Origin of the sequence: Nocardia sp. NPDC050406 (genome assembly GCF_044459025.1) — a bacterium.
Lineage (GTDB): Bacteria > Actinomycetota > Actinomycetes > Mycobacteriales > Mycobacteriaceae > Nocardia.
In genome coordinates, this window is sequence record NZ_JBITIM010000001.1 from 2,406,314 (window position 1) to 2,423,197 (window position 16,884).

General features: G+C 69.1%; 15 protein-coding genes. 5 read left to right on the top strand and 10 right to left on the bottom strand.

The window, feature by feature from the left end; translation table 11 throughout:
- Window positions 1–62: 62 nt before the first annotated feature.
- Both rpmA and rplU read right to left on the bottom strand, forming a co-directional pair.
- The gene (gene rpmA / locus ACIBH2_RS11455) at window positions 63–329 is read right to left on the bottom strand and encodes a 50S ribosomal protein L27 (protein ID WP_397115958.1); all 267 of its coding nucleotides are present in this window, start codon (window positions 327–329) and stop codon (window positions 63–65) included.
- A 41-nt stretch (window positions 330–370) separates the two neighbouring features.
- Window positions 371–682 carry a 50S ribosomal protein L21 gene (gene rplU / locus ACIBH2_RS11460; protein WP_397115960.1) on the bottom strand — a complete coding sequence of 104 codons (312 nt, stop codon included), beginning with the start codon at window positions 680–682 and terminating at the stop codon, window positions 371–373.
- Window positions 683–971: 289 nt separating this feature from the next.
- Between rplU and ACIBH2_RS11465 the strand changes: the two genes are divergently transcribed.
- Window positions 972–1,619 carry a pentapeptide repeat-containing protein gene (locus ACIBH2_RS11465; RefSeq protein WP_397115962.1) on the top strand — a complete coding sequence of 216 codons (648 nt, stop codon included), beginning with the start codon at window positions 972–974 and terminating at the stop codon, window positions 1,617–1,619.
- Between the two features lie 67 nt (window positions 1,620–1,686).
- Here the strand turns inward: ACIBH2_RS11465 and ACIBH2_RS11470 are convergent, their stop codons facing one another.
- From ACIBH2_RS11470 to ACIBH2_RS11495, 6 genes are all read right to left on the bottom strand, one after another.
- Entirely contained in the window at window positions 1,687–4,998 is a 3,312-nt protein-coding gene (locus ACIBH2_RS11470; RefSeq protein WP_397115964.1) for a translation initiation factor IF-2 N-terminal domain-containing protein, read from the bottom strand.
- Between the two features lie 486 nt (window positions 4,999–5,484).
- The gene (ndk, locus tag ACIBH2_RS11475) at window positions 5,485–5,901 is read right to left on the bottom strand and encodes a nucleoside-diphosphate kinase (protein WP_397115966.1); all 417 of its coding nucleotides are present in this window, start codon (window positions 5,899–5,901) and stop codon (window positions 5,485–5,487) included.
- Between the two features lie 94 nt (window positions 5,902–5,995).
- Complete coding sequence (locus tag ACIBH2_RS11480; protein WP_397115968.1) at window positions 5,996–6,403, bottom strand: DUF4233 domain-containing protein; 408 nt, start codon at window positions 6,401–6,403, stop codon at window positions 5,996–5,998.
- A complete protein-coding gene (locus ACIBH2_RS11485) occupies window positions 6,400–7,770 on the bottom strand; it encodes a bifunctional folylpolyglutamate synthase/dihydrofolate synthase (RefSeq protein WP_397116980.1) in 1,371 nt (456 codons plus the stop codon). Before ACIBH2_RS11485 ends, ACIBH2_RS11480 begins: the two co-directional genes overlap by 4 nt.
- 71 nt (window positions 7,771–7,841) lie before the next feature.
- Window positions 7,842–10,529: a valine--tRNA ligase gene (locus tag ACIBH2_RS11490; protein WP_397115970.1), complete on the bottom strand. Its 2,688-nt coding sequence runs from the start codon at window positions 10,527–10,529 to the stop codon at window positions 7,842–7,844.
- A 249-nt stretch (window positions 10,530–10,778) separates the two neighbouring features.
- Complete coding sequence (locus ACIBH2_RS11495; protein WP_397115972.1) at window positions 10,779–11,699, bottom strand: NAD(P)/FAD-dependent oxidoreductase; 921 nt, start codon at window positions 11,697–11,699, stop codon at window positions 10,779–10,781.
- Window positions 11,700–11,790: 91 nt separating this feature from the next.
- Here ACIBH2_RS11495 and ACIBH2_RS11500 point away from each other — a divergent pair, with 91 nt between their 5' ends.
- The 3 genes from ACIBH2_RS11500 (at window position 11,791) to ACIBH2_RS11510 (ending at window position 13,624) form a co-directional block, all read left to right on the top strand.
- Window positions 11,791–12,381 carry a helix-turn-helix domain-containing protein gene (locus tag ACIBH2_RS11500; RefSeq protein WP_397115976.1) on the top strand — a complete coding sequence of 197 codons (591 nt, stop codon included), beginning with the start codon at window positions 11,791–11,793 and terminating at the stop codon, window positions 12,379–12,381.
- Between the two features lie 79 nt (window positions 12,382–12,460).
- Window positions 12,461–13,132 carry an AAA family ATPase gene (locus tag ACIBH2_RS11505; RefSeq protein WP_397115978.1) on the top strand — a complete coding sequence of 224 codons (672 nt, stop codon included), beginning with the start codon at window positions 12,461–12,463 and terminating at the stop codon, window positions 13,130–13,132.
- A gap of 129 nt (window positions 13,133–13,261) precedes the next feature.
- On the top strand, window positions 13,262–13,624 hold the full coding sequence (locus ACIBH2_RS11510; protein ID WP_397115980.1) for a hypothetical protein: 363 nt from the start codon (window positions 13,262–13,264) through the stop codon (window positions 13,622–13,624).
- Between the two features lie 49 nt (window positions 13,625–13,673).
- On the opposite strand, the gene ACIBH2_RS11515 is transcribed toward ACIBH2_RS11510, so the two are convergent.
- Together ACIBH2_RS11515 and ACIBH2_RS11520 are read right to left on the bottom strand one after the other, a co-directional pair.
- Window positions 13,674–14,609, bottom strand: a complete 936-nt coding sequence (locus ACIBH2_RS11515) for a diacylglycerol/lipid kinase family protein (protein ID WP_397115982.1) — start codon at window positions 14,607–14,609, stop codon at window positions 13,674–13,676.
- Complete coding sequence (locus tag ACIBH2_RS11520; RefSeq protein WP_397116982.1) at window positions 14,606–16,183, bottom strand: FAD-binding oxidoreductase; 1,578 nt, start codon at window positions 16,181–16,183, stop codon at window positions 14,606–14,608. The genes ACIBH2_RS11515 and ACIBH2_RS11520 overlap by 4 nt, the downstream gene beginning before the upstream one ends.
- Before the next feature lie 118 nt (window positions 16,184–16,301).
- On the opposite strand from ACIBH2_RS11520, the gene ACIBH2_RS11525 reads away from it, so the two are divergent.
- On the top strand, window positions 16,302–16,874 hold the full coding sequence (locus ACIBH2_RS11525) for a TetR/AcrR family transcriptional regulator (RefSeq protein WP_397115984.1): 573 nt from the start codon (window positions 16,302–16,304) through the stop codon (window positions 16,872–16,874).
- Window positions 16,875–16,884 lie beyond the last annotated feature (10 nt).

Consider the following 16,884-nt stretch of genomic DNA (forward strand, 5'->3'; position numbering starts at 1 on the left):
GGCCAGGGTGTGTGCACCCTGACCCGTTTCGGAAAGTTTGTGGAGAGGCTCCGGTGACGGCGTCAGGCCGAAACCGGCTCCGGAACCACGATGTTGACGGTCTTGCGGCCACGCTTGGTGCCGAACTCGACCGCGCCCGCCTCGAGGGCGAACAGCGTGTCGTCGCCGCCACGGCCGACGTTCACGCCGGGGTGGAAGTGCGTGCCACGCTGACGAACGAGAATCTCGCCCGCCTTGACGGTCTGACCGCCGAAGCGCTTCACACCGAGCCGCTGGGCATTCGAGTCGCGACCGTTGCGCGAGCTGGATGCACCCTTCTTATGTGCCATGTCAGAACTCCTCGTGCCGGGGTGGGGACCCCTGGTCGGACTTACTTGATGCCGGTGACCTTCAGGACCGTCAGCTTCTGACGGTGGCCCTGACGCTTGTGGTAGCCGGTCTTGTTCTTGAACTTGTGGATCCGGATCTTCGGGCCCTTGGTCTGTTCGACGACCTCGGCGGACACGGAAACCTTCGCCAGCTTGTCAGCATCGGTGGTCAGCTCGGCGCCATTCACAACCAGCACCGGCGACAGCGACACCGAAGTGCCCGGCTCACCCTCGAGCTTCTCGACCTTCACCAGGTCACCGACCGCGACCTTGTACTGCTTTCCGCCGGTCTTGACGATCGCGTACGTTGCCATCGGTCGGCTGCCCTTCTTCCTCTACGTAAGTGCTACGGCACTTTGCTCACGCGGCTGGTCCTCCGGCACAGGGCCGGGCACCGCCGCACGACTGGTCTGGTAATCACCGCCGCCTCAGCGCCTGGTGGCTCTCGAATGAACCGGGCCACGGGCTCACAGCAGACTGCTGTCACCGGGCAGCGACCGTCCTAGGCTACAGGACTCGGGCCGACGCCTCCAAACCGGGGGCCAATGGCCTCGGGCACACTCCCAGCGTGAATGTGTCGGTGGCCGAGCCTATTGTGCCGACGTGCCCCATGAGCTGAGCGATCTCGCCTATGCCCGCTACCTCGAACCCTTCGCCACCGAACTGGAATCCGACAGCGGCTACGACACCGTACATCTCGACGGCGAGCGCTTCGAGGAGGTGGAAGCCAGCGGGACGAAGTTCGAGGAATCGGCCTTCACCGGGATCTCCTTCCAGGGCTGCAACTTCCGCTACGCCCGCTTCTCGGATGTCTGGCTGCGTGACACCCGCTGGGTCGGCTCGAACCTCGGCCAGACCAATTGGCTCGACGCCGAGATGATCGACACCGCGCTGTCGGGGGTGGACCTGATCAGCGCGGGCCTGCGGCGGGTGCGCTTCGAGGGCTGCAAATTCGATTCGGTGAACTTCCGCAATGCCAACCTGCAGGAGGTCCAATTCGTCGACTGCGTGCTGCGCGACACCGATTTCGCCGAGGCCAAGATCACCCGGGTGAGCTTCCCGGGCTCGACGCTCGCGGGCATCTCCCTGCACCAGGCCAAGTTGAAGGAGGTCGATCTGCGCGGCGCGGTCACCCTCGACATCACGGTCGGTATCGAGTCGCTGCGCGGCGCGGTCATCCGCCCGGCACAGCTCATGGACCTGGCCCCGGCCTTCGCCCGCACCTTCGGCATCACCGTGCGCGACGACTGATCCCGAACACAGCCGTGGCCCCACTGCCGGAAGCAGTGGGGCCACGGTCGTTCACGAGCGCGTGCGGCTAGTTGCCGCCCTCCGGAGCACCGGCCGGGCGACCGGCGGCGCGACGGCGGGGACGGCGCACCGGCACCTCCACCGGAGCCGCGTCCTCGAGGGACAGCGCCGGGGCGGATGGCTGATCCGCGCTGGAGAGCACGAAGACCGCGCCCTTGCTGTCCGTCGCCGGTGCGGCGGCGGTGCGGGCCACGCGGCGGCGACGGCGACCCGTCGAACCCGCGTCGGCGGCCGGGGCTTCCGAGGCGTGGGCGTCGCGTTCCGGCTCGGTCACCTTCGGCTCGGCCACGGCCATCTTCGGCTCGACGGCATCGCTCGCGGTCTGCGCCTTGCTGGCGGCCTGCGCCTCGGACACCAGGACCGCGGCCTCGGCGGCGGCTTCCTCGGCCTCGCCCGCGACCACCTCGTCGGCGGCCGCGGCCGCCACGGGGGCGGTGCCATTGGTCTTGGCGACCGCCTCGATCGAACCCTGGGCGGCGGCCTTCACCTCGGCGGCCTTGGCGGCGGCCGATTCGGCGTCGGCGGCGGCCTGCGCGGCGGTGGCGGCGATCGCCTCGGCGTTCGCGACCGCCTCCTCGACACCCACGGTCTCCGCCTCGGCCACGGCCAAATCCGCCGCGTCGGCCGCGGTGGCGGCGTCCTCGGCGGCCTCGGTCGCATGGTCGTCGGCGTGATGAGCGGCCATGGCCAGCGCCACCGGATGCGCCCGCTTGGCGGCGATCTTCTCCTCCGACTCGGGCGCCTCGGGTGCGGCGGCGGCCACCGGCTCGGGAGCCGCGGCCTTGTCGCCCTTGTCCTTACGGCGGCGGCGACCCTCGCGACGGCCCCCGCCCTCTTCGGCCGGGGAGGCCTCGACGGGGTAGTTGTGCACGATGAGGCCGCGGCCGTGGCAGTGCTCGCAGGTGGTGGAGAACGCCTCGACCAGTCCGGTGCCCAGCTTCTTGCGGGTCATCTGGACCAGGCCCAGCGAGGTCACCTCGGAGACCTGATGGCGGGTGCGGTCGCGGCCCAACGCCTCGGTGAGGCGGCGCAGCACCAGATCCCGGTTGGATTCCAGCACCATGTCGATGAAGTCGACGACGATCATGCCGCCGATATCGCGCAGACGCATCTGGCGGACGATCTCCTCGGCCGCCTCCAAGTTGTTGCGGGTGACCGTCTCCTCGAGATTGGAGCCGCCCGAACCGGTGAACTTGCCGGTGTTGACGTCGATGACCGTCATGGCCTCGGTGCGGTCGATCACCAGGGTGCCGCCCGAGGGCAGCCACACCTTGCGGTCGAGGGCCTTGGCCAGCTGCTCGTCGATGCGGTACGCGCCGAACACGTCCACGCCGTTGTTGTCGTGGCGCTCGACGCGCTCGAGCATGTCGGGGGCCACGGTGCGGACGTAGTTCTCCACCGTGGTCCAGGCGCGCTCGCCCTCGATGACCAGTTTGGAGAAGTCCTCGTTGAACAGGTCGCGCACGACCTTGACCAACAGGTCGGGCTCCTCGTACAGCGTCTTGGGCGCGCCGGAGGTGTTCTTGCCCTGCTCCTCGATAGTGCGCCAGGTCTTCTGCAACCGCTCCACATCGCGAGCCAGCTCGGTTTCGCTGACGCCCTCGGAGGCGGTGCGGATGATGACGCCCGCGTCCGGCGGGACGATATCGCGCAGAATCTCCTTGAGCCGCTTGCGCTCGGTATCGGGCAGCTTGCGCGAGATACCGGTCGAGGTGCCGCCCGGCACGTACACCAGGAAGCGACCGGCCAGGCTGATCTGGGTGGTCAGGCGAGCGCCCTTGTGGCCCACCGGATCCTTGGAGACCTGCACCAGCACGGTGTCACCGGGCTTGAGCGCCTGTTCGATCTTGCGCTCCTTGCCGCCGAGTCCGGCGGCCTCCCAGTTCACCTCGCCCGCGTACAGCACGCCATTGCGGCCGCGGCCGATATCGACGAACGCGGCTTCCATGGACGGCAGCACGTTCTGCACCTTGCCCAGGTACACATTGCCGACCATGGAGGCCGAGCCGGTGCTGGTGACGAAGTGCTCGACCAGGATGTTGTCCTCGAGCACCGCCACCTGGGTGGTGGAGGTCGGATGCTCGGAGAAGTGCTTCTCGCGCACCACCATGACGCGGTCCACCGATTCGCGGCGAGCCAGGAACTCCGACTCGGTCAGGATCGGCGGGCGGCGGCGACCGGCCTCGCGGCCGTCGCGGCGGCGCTGGCGCTTGGCCTCCAGGCGGGTGGAGCCGGAGATGCCCTGCACCTCGTCGGCGGCCGCGGCAGCGGCGGCGGCGCGGCGCTTGTTGCGCGGTTCGCGCTCGTGCACGACGGTGTTCGGCGGATCGTCCTCGGAGGTGGCCTCGTCCGAGCCGTCCTCACCGGAGCCCTTGCGGCGACGGCGACGACGGCGGCGACGGGTGCTCGCGCCCTCCGGCACGGCCGCGTCGTCGGTGTCGTTGTCGTCCTCGCCGTTGTCCTCGGCCGAATCCTCGGCGTCGGTGCTGGCGTCCTCGTCCTCGTCGGCGTCCTCGGACTCCGACGAGTTCTCCTCGCCGTCGGCCTGCTGTTCACCGCGACCCCGGCCGCGGCCGCGGCGGCCCCGGCGGCGGCGACGCGACGCGCCGTCGTTCTTCTCCCGGGAGTCGTCCCAGTCGCCGTCCTCCGACGCGTCCTCGGCGGATTCGTCGGCGGTGGCGGGGGTGACGGCCTCGGGGGTCTCCTCGACCGGCTCCTCGACGACCTTGGTCTTGCGTTCGGTGCGCTCGGCGCGGACCTTGCGGCGCAGATCCTCCGCGGCCTGCGCGTCGGGCGGCAGGAACAGCGGGGCGGCGACGGCGGCGGGCTGGGTGAACACCACCGGCTCGTCGACCTGCTGCGGCTGGAAGGGGCTCGCGAACAGCGTCGGCTGCTTCTTCGGCGCGGGTTCGGAGGTGGCGGCGGCCTCGGCCTGCTCGACCTCCTCGGCGGCCAGTTCGTCGGCGACCGGATCGTCGCCCGCGGCGATGGCCTCGGTCACCGTCGTAGGCGTGCTGGATTCGACCACCACGGTCTCGGCGGTGACCTCCACGTCACGCGGTCCGAAGGCATCGCGCACCGTTTCGGCGACCGTGCGATCGAGACTGGATTGGGGGCTGCGGGCTTGGGCGCCCATTTCGGTCAGGTGGGCCAGGATGCGTTTGCTGGTCGTTCCCAGCAGCTTCGCCAGTGCGTGCACTCGGATCCGTTCCGGCAACTGTTCGGCAGCCGGAGTCGGGTCCGTCTGCGCTCGTTCCGAACGGCCCGCCTCCCCTTCACCGTTCACCTGCGATGCTTCCTGCGGCTCTTGTTCGGCCACGAAATCTCCTCGGGCCCCCGGGCGCGTCCCTCCGGAGAGTGACGCGGCCGACGCGGGGGTACTCGCTCGCCTCACGCCCAGTGGCGCGAAGTCGATATGGTCTCGCCCCGCGTGTCCGGTGTTCGCCTTTGTCTTCGTCGTTCGGCTAACTGGTCACGCGGCGCCTGGCTGGTTGGCTCAACACCACCGCACGAGCGTTCATCCAGCGTGCCGCCCGACAGCCGAGTCTCGGAAGCTGTCGGCGGCAGCGATGATCGTCCGTCATGCTGCGGTGCCATTCGGTTGTCGCCGCTACCTGCCGCTAATGACGGGCGTCGGCTACATCCAAGGCCAGTATCCCACACGTACCCGCGAGTGCCTGCGCCACGAACCCCCAACACCCCATTTTCGGGTCGTGGATACGCGTCGACCGGCCCCGCTCAGCGCGCGGCTCGGACCGCGAGCCGCGCGTGGTGCGGGGACTGGCAACGATGTGGCGAATCCCGCTCAGAGAGCGAATTCGGGGAACCAGAGCGCGATCTCGCGCTTGGCGGACTCCTCGGAGTCGGAGCCGTGGACCAGGTTGAACTGGGTTTCGAGGGCGTAGTCGCCGCGAATGCTGCCGGGGACGGCCTTCTCGACCGGGTCGGTGCCGCCCGCGATCTGGCGGAAGGCGGCAATGGCGCGCGGGCCCTCGAGGACGGCCGCGATGACCGGGCCGGAGGTGATGAACTCGATCAGCGAACCGAAGAACGGCTTCTCGGCGTGTTCGGCGTAGTGCTGTCCCGCGAGCTCCTCGGAGACATTCTTCAGCTCGAGCGCGGCGATCTTCAGCCCCTTGCGCTCGATACGGGTGATGATCTCCCCGATCAGGCCCCGGGCAACGCCGTCCGGCTTGATGAGTACCAACGTCTGCTCAGTCACGGCGCACAGCCTAGCGGGGTGGGTGTTCGAGTCTCGAATCCCGGGGTGACCTGGCGAAAGGATCGGCCCCGCGCGCTGGTCGCGGGGCGGTCGCTCAGGAGGCGCCCTGCGTGCGCTGGCTGGGCAGAAGTCCCAGCTCCATGCGCTTTCTCAGGTCGGCGCGCAGGACCATCATGAAGACCCAGACGGCGGCGAAGACGACGCCGATGATGCCGATGGACAGATGGATGAAGGTGCCCGCCATGACCAGGACCTGCAGGCCCAGGTTGAACGGGATGGCCCAGGACCTCCGCTGCACGCCCGCGCCGAGAATCATGACGACGGCGAGCAGCACCAGGTAGAGCGTCGACCACCAGGTGAGCCCGCCGCCGACCGTGGCGACCACGGGCAGGGCGAGCAGGATGGTGATGGATTCCAGGATGAGCGCTCCGGCCATGACGCCACGGAAGCCCTTCCAGGGGTCGGTGGCGGGCGGCGGGACCGCGGTGGGTTCGTCGCTCATGCGGGGTCCTTTCCGAACAGCGAGCGGGCCGCCCCGGCGGTGACGACCGATCCGGTCACCACAATGCCCGCACCGGAGACCAGTTCGCCATCCTCACCCTCTTCGGCGAGGGCGATGGCGGTCTCGATGGCGTCGGGCAGGTCGTGGGCGACGGCCACGCGCTCGTCGCCGAAGCGCTGCACGGCGAGGTTGGCGAGATCGTCGACGGGCAGGGCGCGCGGCGAGCCGTTCTGGGTGACGACGAGTTCGTCGAAGATCGGCTCGAGGGCGTCGAGGATGCCCCCGGCGTCCTTGTCGCCGAGCACCGCGACCACGCCGACCAGTTTGCGGAAGTCGAACTCCTCGGTGAGGGTCTGCGCCAGCGCTCGAGCCCCGGCCGGATTGTGCGCCGCGTCCAGGAAGATGGTCGGCGCGCTGCGCATGCGCTCCATGCGCCCCGGGCTCACCGCGGCCGCGAATCCGGCGCGCACGGCGTCGATATCGAGCTGACGCTGTGCGCCCGCGCCGAAGAACGCCTCCACGGCAGCCAGTGCCAGTACGGCATTGCGCGCCTGGTGCTCACCGTGCAGCGGCAGGAAGATTTCGTCGTATACCCCGCCCAGGCCCTGCAATTCGAGCATCTGGCCGCCGATGGCGACCGCGCGCGACAGCACCCGGAACTCCGAACCCTCACGGGCTACGGCGGCGTCCACCTCGACGGCGCGACGCAGCAGCACCTCCATGACCTCGGGCTCCTGCTGGGCGATGACGGCCACGGTGTCACGCGGCACGAGCTCGTCGGCGGGGGCCTTCTTGATGATCCCGGCCTTCTCCCCCGCGATGGAGGAGAGATCGGGACCGAGGTACTCGGTGTGGTCCAACCCGATGGGGGTGATGACCGCGACCTGTCCGTCGATGACATTGGTGGCGTCCCAGGTGCCGCCCATGCCGGTCTCGACAATGGCCACATCGACGGGCGCTTCGGCGAAGGCCGCGTACGCCATGCCGGTGAGCACCTCGAATTTGCTCATGCGCGGCCCGCCCGCCGCCTCGGACTGCGCGTCGATCATGGCGATGTAGGGCTGGATCTCGCGGTAGGTCTCGACATAGCGGCCCGGTGTGATGGGCGCGTTGTCGATGGCGATGCGCTCGGTGGCCAGCTGCAGGTGCGGGCTGGTGATGCGCCCGGTGCGCCGGTGCAGCGCGGTCATGAGCGCGTCGATCATGCGGGTGACCGAGGTCTTGCCATTGGTGCCCGCGATGTGGACGGCCGGGTAGTTGCGCTCCGGATTGCCGAGCAGATCCATCAGCGTCGCGATGCGTGTGAGCGACGGCTCGATCTTGGTCTCCGGCCAGCGCTGGTCGAGTTCGGCTTCGACGAGGGCCATTTCGGCGAGGTCCACCGGGGAGGTGCCGTCGGTGAGCGGCCCCTCCGCGTACTGGCGTTCCGGCTCGTCGTTCACCGGCGCGCCGCCAGCTCGGCGATCTCGCGCAGCCGCACGCCGATGCGCTCGACATCGGTTTCGGCGATCTCCTTGCGGCCCTTGATCTTCGCGACCACCTCGTCGGGGGCCTTGGCGAGGAAGGCCTCGTTGCCGAGCTTGGCGGTGGTGCCCGCCAGTTCCTTCTGCGCGGCGGCGAGATCCTTCTCCAGGCGGCGGCGTTCGGCGTCGAGGTCGACGGTCCCGGAGGTGTCGATCTCGACGGTCACGGTGGCCTGGGTCAGGCGCACCTCGAGCGAGGCGGTGGCGGCGAAATCCGCGTCCGCCTCGGTGAGGCTTGCCAGGCTGGCGATTTCGCGCAGCTGACCGGTGAGGTCGGCGGCGTCGAGAGCGATGAGCTTGGCGGCGACCTTCTGCTTGTCGTTGAGGCCCTGGTCGCTGCGGAAGCGGCGGATCTCGGTGATGAGCTTCTGCATATCGGCGATGCGGCGGTCCGAAACCTGGTCCGGCGCAACGCCGGAGACCGTCGGCCAGGCGGCGATGACAATGGATTCGCCGCCGGTGAGCGCCAGCCACAGCGATTCGGTGACGAACGGAATGGCCGGATGCAGCAGGCGCAGCACGGCATCGAGGGCATTGCCGAGCACGATGCGGGTGGCGGCGGCGCGCTCGTCGGATTCGGCGAACTGCACCTTGGCCAATTCCAGGTACCACGAGCACAATTCGTCCCAGGCGAAGTGGTACAGGCCCTCGAACGCCTTGTTGAACTCGTAGCGGTCCAGCGCCGAATCCGTCTCGGCGACCACCTCGTCGAGGCGGTCCAGGATCCACCGGTCGGCGTCGGTGAGGGTGTCGCGCGCGGGCAGCTCACCGGGCTGCGCGCCGTTCATGAGCGCGAACTTGGTGGCGTTGAACAGTTTGGTGACGAAGCTGCGCGAGGCGGTCACGTGCGAGGTGCCGACCGACAGGTCACCGCCGGGCTGCGCGCCGCGCGCCAGGGTGAACCGGGTGGCGTCCGCGCCGTATTCGCTGATCCAGTCCATCGGGTCGATGCCGTTGCCACGCGACTTGGACATCTTCTTGCCGTGTTCGTCGCGAATCAGGCCGTGCAGGAACACATCCTGGAACGGCACCTGCTTGGCGGTCTTGCCCGCGGTGAGCACCGGATCGTCGGAGACGAACATGCCGAACATCATCATGCGCGCCACCCAGAAGAACAGGATGTCGTAGCCGGTGACGAGAACGCTGGTGGGATAGAACTTCTCGAGCTCCGGGGTGGCGTCGGGCCAGCCCATGGTGGAGAAGGGCCACAGGCCCGAGGAGAACCAGGTGTCGAGCACGTCCGGGTCCTGGACGTAGCCCTCGGGGGCCTGCTCATCCGGTCCGACACAGACGATTTCGCCTTCGGGGCCGTACCAGATGGGAATGCGGTGGCCCCACCACAGCTGTCGGGAGATGCACCAGTCGTGCATATTGTCGACCCACTCGAACCAGCGCGGTTCCTGGCTGGTGGGGTGGATCTTCACGTCGCCGTTGCGGACCGCGTCACCGGCGGCCTTGGCGAGGGTCTCGACCTTGACCCACCACTGCATGGACAGGCGCGGTTCGATGGGTTCGCCGGAGCGCTCGGAGTGGCCGACGCTGTGCACGTAGGGGAACTTGCGGGCGACCACGCGGCCCTCGGCCTCGAGGCGCTCGCGGATCTTCAGCCGCGCCTCGAAGCGGTCCATGCCGTCGAATTCGGTTCCGGTGTCGGCGATCTTGCCGGTCTCGTCCATGATGGTCGGCATCGGCAGGTTGTGGCGCAGGCCGAGTTCGAAGTCGTTGGGGTCGTGCGCCGGGGTGATCTTCACCGCGCCGGAACCGAATTCGGGATCGACGTAGTCGTCGGCCACGATCGGGATCTGACGGCCGGTGATGGGGTGGTACAGGGTGGTGCCGACGAGGGCGGCGTAGCGCTCGTCGTCGGGGTGCACGGCCACCGCGGTGTCGCCGAGCATGGTCTCGACGCGGGTGGTCGCCACGATCACGTGCGGCTCGTCGTCGTTCAGCGAGCCGTAGCGCAGCGAGACGAGTTCGCCCTCGACGTCCTTGTAGTCGACCTCGAGGTCGGAGATGCCGGTGCGCAGCTTCGGCGACCAGTTGACCAGTCGCTCGGCGCGGTAGATGAGCCCGGCCTCGTAGAGCCGCTTGAAGATGGTCTGCACGGCCCGCGACAGGCCCTCGTCCATGGTGAAGCGGTCGCGGCTCCAGTCGACGCCGTCACCGAGGTGGCGCATCTGCCACTGGATCTGGCCGCCGGATTCGCGCTTCCAGTCCCAGACCTTGTCGATGAACAGTTCGCGGCCGAAGTCCTCTTTGGTCTTGCCGTCGACGGCGAGCTGCTTCTCCACCACGGACTGGGTGGCGATACCGGCGTGGTCCATGCCGGGCAGCCACAGCACCTCGTAGCCCTGCATGCGCTTGCGGCGGGTGAGGGTGTCCATGAGGGTGTGGTCGAGGGCGTGGCCCATGTGCAGGGAGCCGGTGACGTTCGGCGGCGGCAGCACGATCGAGTACGACGGCTTGTCGCTGGACGGGTCGGCGGCGAAGTAACCAGCGGCTACCCAGCGCTCGTACAGGTCGGCCTCCACTTCGCCGGGGTTCCAGCTCTTGGGGAGGGCGTCGGCACGATTACGCGGGTTCTCAGAGGCTGTGCTGGTCACCGGGCGATTCTAATTGTTGGCAACCTGGGCTAGCGAGCAGGTTGTTTTCCGCGTCGTGACCGGAGTGGTGGCGGATAGCCGAAGGGCGAGACTCTCGGCGGATGAGGGACACCGAGAGCCTCGCCCTCGAAAGCCAGACTACCGCCGTTTCGAGCGGCCTTCCCGAATCCATATGCAATTCTCAGGTTTTGGCCGAATCGCCCAGGGTAGACCAACTTTCGTTGTTTTCCCGTTGCATCGACCGAGCTGTCAGAGCCTCGAATCCTCTTCCACCAGATCGCCGTTGATGGCGATGGCCGCGGCGCTGGCGGCCCCGGCGGCGGTGATCACCTGCATGCGCGGGTCGGCCACATTGCCCGCCACCCAGACCCCCGCGACGCTGGTGCGACCGGCGGGGTCGGCGACCACCCAGCCCTTGGGATCGAGATCACAGCCGAGGGCGTTCAGGACGGCGTTGTCGGGAATCATGGTGGAGGCCACGAAGACCGCGGCCCGCGGCACCGCGCTGCCGTCGACGAGTTCGACGCCGCGCAGCGCATCGTCGGCGACGACCAGGCGCGCCACCTCGCCCTCGACGATCTTCACCCCGCGCGCGGCGAGCCGCTGCCGGTCGGTGTCGGAGACCGTCATGGTGTGCGGGAAGAACACCACGTCGCCGGACCACTGCGGCAGGATCAGCGCCAGGTGGACCGCCCGCTCGAGCGCACCGGGTTCGGTGCCGCCCAGAATGCCGAGGGGCCGGTGGGCGACCTCGTAGCCGTGGCAGTACGGGCAGTGCAGCACATCGCGACCCCAGCGTTCGCGGACGCCGGGCAGCGCGGGCAATTCGTCGCGTAGTCCGGCGGCCACCAGCACTCGACGGGCGTGGACGGTGCGCCCGCTGGCCAGGCCGATGCGGAAACCCCGGTCGGCGGGTTCGGCCGACACCACCCGGTCGTCGATCAGGTCCCCGCCGTATCCGGCGACCTCCGCCCGGCCCGCCGCGAGCAGTTCGGCGGGCGGCATGCCGTCGCGGGACAGGAAGCCCTGCATATGGGAGGCCGCCGCATTGCGTGGCTCCCCCGCGTCGATCACCGCGACCGCGCGTCGGGCCCGGGTCAGTACCAGCGCCGCCGACAGTCCGGCCGCACCGCCGCCGACGATCACCACGTCGTATTTCGTTTCGCTCATTGCGATCACCTCCGCGGACGACACTCGCGGATACCCGGACACGGAGGCAAAGACTGTTGCCGTTTCAGGGAATTCGGGCTGAAGTGGTCCCATGACGACGCATCCGAGCCTCGCCGCCGTGCAGGCCAAGGTCGGTCCCCGGCTCAAGCAGTTGCGCACCCGGCGCGCCATGACGCTCACGGCCCTGGCCGCCGAGACCGGGATTTCGAAGAGCACGCTCTCGCGCCTCGAGGTGGGGCAGCGCAAGCCGAGTCTGGAGTTGCTGCTGCCGATCGCGCACGCCCTCGATGTGGGCCTGGACGAGATCGTCGGCAGTACCCGCGTGGCCGATCCTCGGGTGCAGAGCACGGCGCGGCGGGTGGGCAGCCGGACCGTGCTGCCGCTCACCAAGCGACCCGGGCCGCAACACGCCTACAAGATGGTCATACCCGCCGAGGACACCGAACCGGATCCGAAGGTGCACGAGGGCCACGAATGGCTCTATGTGCTGTCGGGTCGGCTGCGGCTGATTCTGGGTGAGCACGACCTCGTCCTCGGACCCGGCGAGGCGGCGGAATTCGATACGCGCCAACCACATTGGTTCGGCAGCGCGGGGGCCGGACCCGTGGAGATCTTGAGCATTTTCGGGGGCCAGGGCGAGCGGATCCATCTGCGCGCGCGAACCACCGGGCAGCGCAAATAGCCGTGTCCCAGGCGATCTGGGGGCGAACTCAGGGTTTTCCCGGTTGCCGAACCGGGTCGGTGCACGGACTCTGGTAGACGTGAACCCCCCGCTCGACTCCGGCCCGTTGCACCTCTCCCCCGAACCGCACGGGTTGACGCCGCGTGCGGTGCTGGATCTACGCGGTCGCCCGATCCGCGAATTGCGTTATCCGGCAACGGCTGCCGTCATCGTCACCGGCGTTCCGGGCGCGGGCAAGAGCACGGCGCTGCGCAGGCTCTTCGGGGCCACCGGCGACGCCCTCGTCCCGACCGCCGGTCCGACCGGGGCGGTGCTGTTGGATTCGCAGCACTCGCGCAATTGGTGGCAGCTGCGCCTGGGCGCGATCCCCTACGCCTTCTGGCTGCCGATCGTGCACCTCACCCACTATCGGCGCATTCGTGCGCAGATGTACCGGGCCGCCGGTCCGGTCATCATTCACGATTGTGGGACGCGACAGTGGGTGCGCCGACTGGTGGCGCTGTGGGCGCGCACGGCGGGCCGCGAGGTGCACATCATCATGATCGACGCCCCGGCCGAGGCGGCGCTGGCCGGTCAGGTCTCGCGCGGTCGCGAGGTGAGCCGTCTGAGCTTCAAGGTGCACTGCCTGAAGTGGCGGCGACTGGTCGATTCGGTCACGGCGGGCACCATGCCTCGGCCCGCACCGGCCTCGGTGGTGATTCTCGACCGGGCCGCCGTCACCGCACTGCACGAGGTCTCCTTCGCGGCGTGAGGGTGAGCTGCGCCGCTTTCTCTTGCCCTCGTACGCAGCGGTGATGCTTACTAGCTATCACGACTGGCCAGTCTGTTTCACGCTCGAGCGCAATCCCGGATTCTCGATCCCTCAGGAAAGCGAGTTCTCATGCGCACTCGGACCTATGTCACCGTGGTGGCGGGCTTCGTCGCCGCCGGAATCGTCGGCGCCGCAACCGCCTCGGCCGCGACGCCGTTCGCCGTACCGCAGGCCGGAGTGGTGGGTGTGGAGTTGAATACCGGTGAGACGCAAGCACTTGCGAACAGCCCGGTGCCCGCGCTGGTGGACCGCTACGTCCCCAAGGATCAGGTCACCGTGGCGACCATGCCCGATTCGGGGCTCCCGCAGGACGCCGACTATGTGTACGCGCCGCTGAAGGACATCGTCGGCGAGGCTGGCAGCAAGCCGGGCGGCGGCGTGGATGTCGCTTATGGGCCGGGCGTCGGATTGGTGATCGTTCAGAACTGGTGAGCACGCAGCGCCCCCGGCCGGGATGGTCGTCGGGGGCGCTGTCGCGTCGTTACGGCACCAGGACCCGCTGCGCGCCGGGCACGGCGCGGAAGGTGGCCGGGAGCACGCCCGCCGGTTCACCGTCGGCGGTCGCGGGCGCGCCCGGGGCCGACAGGGTGATGGCGGCGGCGCGGTACTGCGTCACGGCGGGGTGGTCGATGCGTTTGCCCGAGGACAGCGAGGGCAGCATCTTCAGCATTTCCAGCCGCGACATGGAGCCCACCACGGTCAGGTCGAGGAGTCCGTCGTCGAGGATGGCGTCCGGGCAGATGAGCATGCCGCCGCCGTAGGTCTTGGTATTGCCGACCGCGACCATGATGGCCGGATTCTCGATGACGGTGCCGTCCGGATGGTCCGGGGAGCCGGTCAGTTCGATGCGGTAGGGCACGGCCAAGCCGTTGAACAGCTCGATCAGCGCCGCCACGGTGTAGCGCGACGCGCCCTTGGGCCAGCGCAAGGCATTGGCGCGCAAGGTGACTCGGGCGTCGAGGCCGGTGCCGGTGACGGTGGCGAACCAGAACGGGTCGGAACCGGTTGGGGCGGTGGTGGATTCGACGGTGCCCAGATCGATGGCCTGGGTCTTGCCGCCGAGCACCACATCGACCGCCGCGTCGGTCTCGTCGGGAATGCCGAGCTGGCGCGCGAGATCGTTGCCGGTGCCGCCCGGGACCAGCCCGAGCGGGACGCCGGTGCCCGCGAGTTCTTGCAGCACAACGCAGGTCAGGCCATCGCCGCCCGCGCTCACGACGGCGTCGGGACGGTGGTCGGGATCGGCGAGCGCCGCGCGCACCAGACTCGCGGTATCGGCCGCGGAGTTGCCGCACAGTTCACGAACACGGACGCCGTGGGTGGTGAACCGGGCGACGGCCGCGGCGCCGACCTCCAGGCCGCGACCGTGCCCGGACATGGGATTGGTCACCAGGGCGACCGAACGAATCTCTGTCACGGAACGAGCTTCCCAGGATTGAGGATTCCGGTGGGGTCGATGGCCTGTTTGACTGCGCGCAGCACCTGGACGCCCAGGTCGCCGATCTCGTCGGTCATCCAGGGACGGTGGTCCGCCCCGACCGCGTGGTGGTGGGTGATGGTGCCTCCTGCCGCGACAATGGCGTCCCCGGCGGCGTGTTTGGCCTTGGCCCACTGGCCGATCGGATCGTCGGTCTGCTTGGCGACAATGGTGAAGTACAGCGACGCGCCGGTCGGGTAGGTGTGCGAGATGTGGCACATCACCAGGGCGGGGGTGCCCTGGGCGGTGAGCGAATCCGTCAGGGCCCCGGTGACTTTCGCCTTCAGATGCGCGAGGTTCGACCAGCTCGTAGCGGTTTCCAGTGTCTCGCAGAGGATTCCGACATCGAGGAGCGCGTCGCGCAGGTACGGGGCATTGAAGCGGCCGTGCTCCCACTCCTGGGCGGGGGTCTCGCCGAGGGCGGTGCCGCCCGCGGCCGCGAGCAGGGCGTCGGCCTCGGCCTTGCGGGCCGCGACATGGGCGGCGGTGCCCTCGAAGGTGGTGATGGCCAGGCAGCCACCGACATTCGCGCCGCCGATATCCCCGGCGCGGGCGAGGTTGAGGCCGGTTTCCGCCTCATCGGACAGCCGCAGCACGGTGGGGGCCGCGCCGGTCTGGACGACCGAGCGCAGCGCATTCGCGCCGGTGCTGAAATCCGGGAACGACCACGCCTGGTAGGCCGTGGTCTCCGGGACCGGGTGCACGCGCAGGGTGACGGCGGTGATGATGCCGAGGGTGCCCTCCGAACCCGAGAAGAGTTCGCGCAGATCGGGTCCGGCGGCCGAGGCGGGGGCGCGGCCGATCTCCAGGCTGCCGCCGGGAGTGGCGATGCGCAGGCGCTGGATCATGTCGTCGAAGCGGCCGTAGCCCGCCGAGGCCTGACCGGAGGAGCGGGTGGCGGCGAAACCGCCGATGCTGGCGTATTCGAAGCTCTGCGGGAAGTGGCCGAGCGAAAGCCCGTGTTCGGCGAGGAGTTTCTCGGCCCGCGGGCCGGTGAGCCCCGCGCCGAGGGTGGCGGTGCCGCTGATGGGGTCCACGTCGGCGAGGGTGTCGAGGCGGCGCAGGTCCACGGCGATGACGGTGGCGAATTGTCCACGCAGCGGGTCGAGTCCGCCGACGACGCTGGTGCCGCCGCCGAAAGGCACTACGGCGATGGCGTTTTCGGCGCAGTAGGCGAGCACGGCGAGGACCTCGTCGTGGTCGGCCGGGAAGACGATGGCGTCGGGGGCGTCCTGGTCGCCCGCCGCGCGGCGGCGCAGCAGATCGAGGGTGCTCTTACCGCCCGCGTGCCGCAGCCGGTCGCGGTGGTCGACGGATACGTGGTCCGCCCCGACCACCGCGACGAGCCCGGCGCGGTGCGCATCGGTCAGGGTGGATGGGCGCAGCGGCACGTCGCCCTCATCGCGACGGGCTACCGGCTCACCGGACACCCCGAACACCTGCGCGAGCAGGCCCCGAATCTTCTCCGGAAGCGGTTGATGTCCGGCCGGGCTGCCCCAGGCGTCCCAAACCATACTCGAGCCCAGCGGCGGCTCGCCCGGGTTTCCCGTGGATGCGGCGGGTGCTTTCGTGTCGACCATGCGTTACAGTCTGACATAGAATGTCAAGCAGTAACGATACTGGTGGTGATCGATGACCGAACCGTCGTCCGCTGTCGATCGGGCGATCCTCGATGCGGCGCGGGCCTGTGTGGCCGAATTCGGGGTGCGGCGGACCACGCTCACCGAGGTGGCGCGCCGCGCCGGGGTGAGCCGTCCGACGGTGTACCGGCGCTGGCCCGACACCGGCTCGCTGGTGGCCGATCTGCTGGTGCGCGAACTGCGCGAGATCGTCGGGCGCGCCCTGCCCGAAGAGGGTTCGGCGCGGGAGCGGTTGTGCCAGGGCATTGTCGGCGGCGGTGCGGCGTTGCGGGAGAACCCGTTGTTCCAGAAGATCTTTCGCGCGGACGCCGACGTGATGCTCACCTACGTGTTCGAGCGGTTGGGCCGCAATCAGCGCCAGCTCATCGAGATGTTCTGCGAGGCGATAGAACTCGGCCAGCGGGAGGGCTCCATTCGTGACGGCGACCCCCGCCACCTCGCCACCATGCTGCTGCTGATGGCTCAATCCGCCGTGCAGTCCGCGGGCACGGTCGCGCACCTGCTCGACAGCGACCACCTCGATGCCGAACTCGCCTACGCCGTAGACGCCTATCTCGCACCGTAATTCGAAAGGC

Excerpts from the sequence above, each read along its gene's own strand:
- rpmA (WP_397115958.1), bottom strand. The coding sequence starts at position 329 with ATGGCACATAAGAAGGGTGCATCCAGCTCGCGCAACGGTCGCGACTCG.
- rplU (WP_397115960.1), bottom strand. The coding sequence starts at position 682 with ATGGCAACGTACGCGATCGTCAAGACCGGCGGAAAGCAGTACAAGGTC.
- ACIBH2_RS11480 (WP_397115968.1), bottom strand. The coding sequence starts at position 6,403 with ATGAGCGACGAACCCACCGCGGTCCCGCCGCCCGCCACCGACCCCTGG.
- ACIBH2_RS11485 (WP_397116980.1), bottom strand. The coding sequence starts at position 7,770 with ATGGCCCTCGTCGAAGCCGAACTCGACCAGCGCTGGCCGGAGACCAAG.
- ACIBH2_RS11495 (WP_397115972.1), bottom strand. The coding sequence starts at position 11,699 with ATGAGCGAAACGAAATACGACGTGGTGATCGTCGGCGGCGGTGCGGCC.
- ACIBH2_RS11500 (WP_397115976.1), top strand. The coding sequence starts at position 11,791 with ATGACGACGCATCCGAGCCTCGCCGCCGTGCAGGCCAAGGTCGGTCCC.
- ACIBH2_RS11510 (WP_397115980.1), top strand. The coding sequence starts at position 13,262 with ATGCGCACTCGGACCTATGTCACCGTGGTGGCGGGCTTCGTCGCCGCC.
- ACIBH2_RS11520 (WP_397116982.1), bottom strand. The coding sequence starts at position 16,183 with ATGGTTTGGGACGCCTGGGGCAGCCCGGCCGGACATCAACCGCTTCCG.
- ACIBH2_RS11525 (WP_397115984.1), top strand. The coding sequence starts at position 16,302 with ATGACCGAACCGTCGTCCGCTGTCGATCGGGCGATCCTCGATGCGGCG.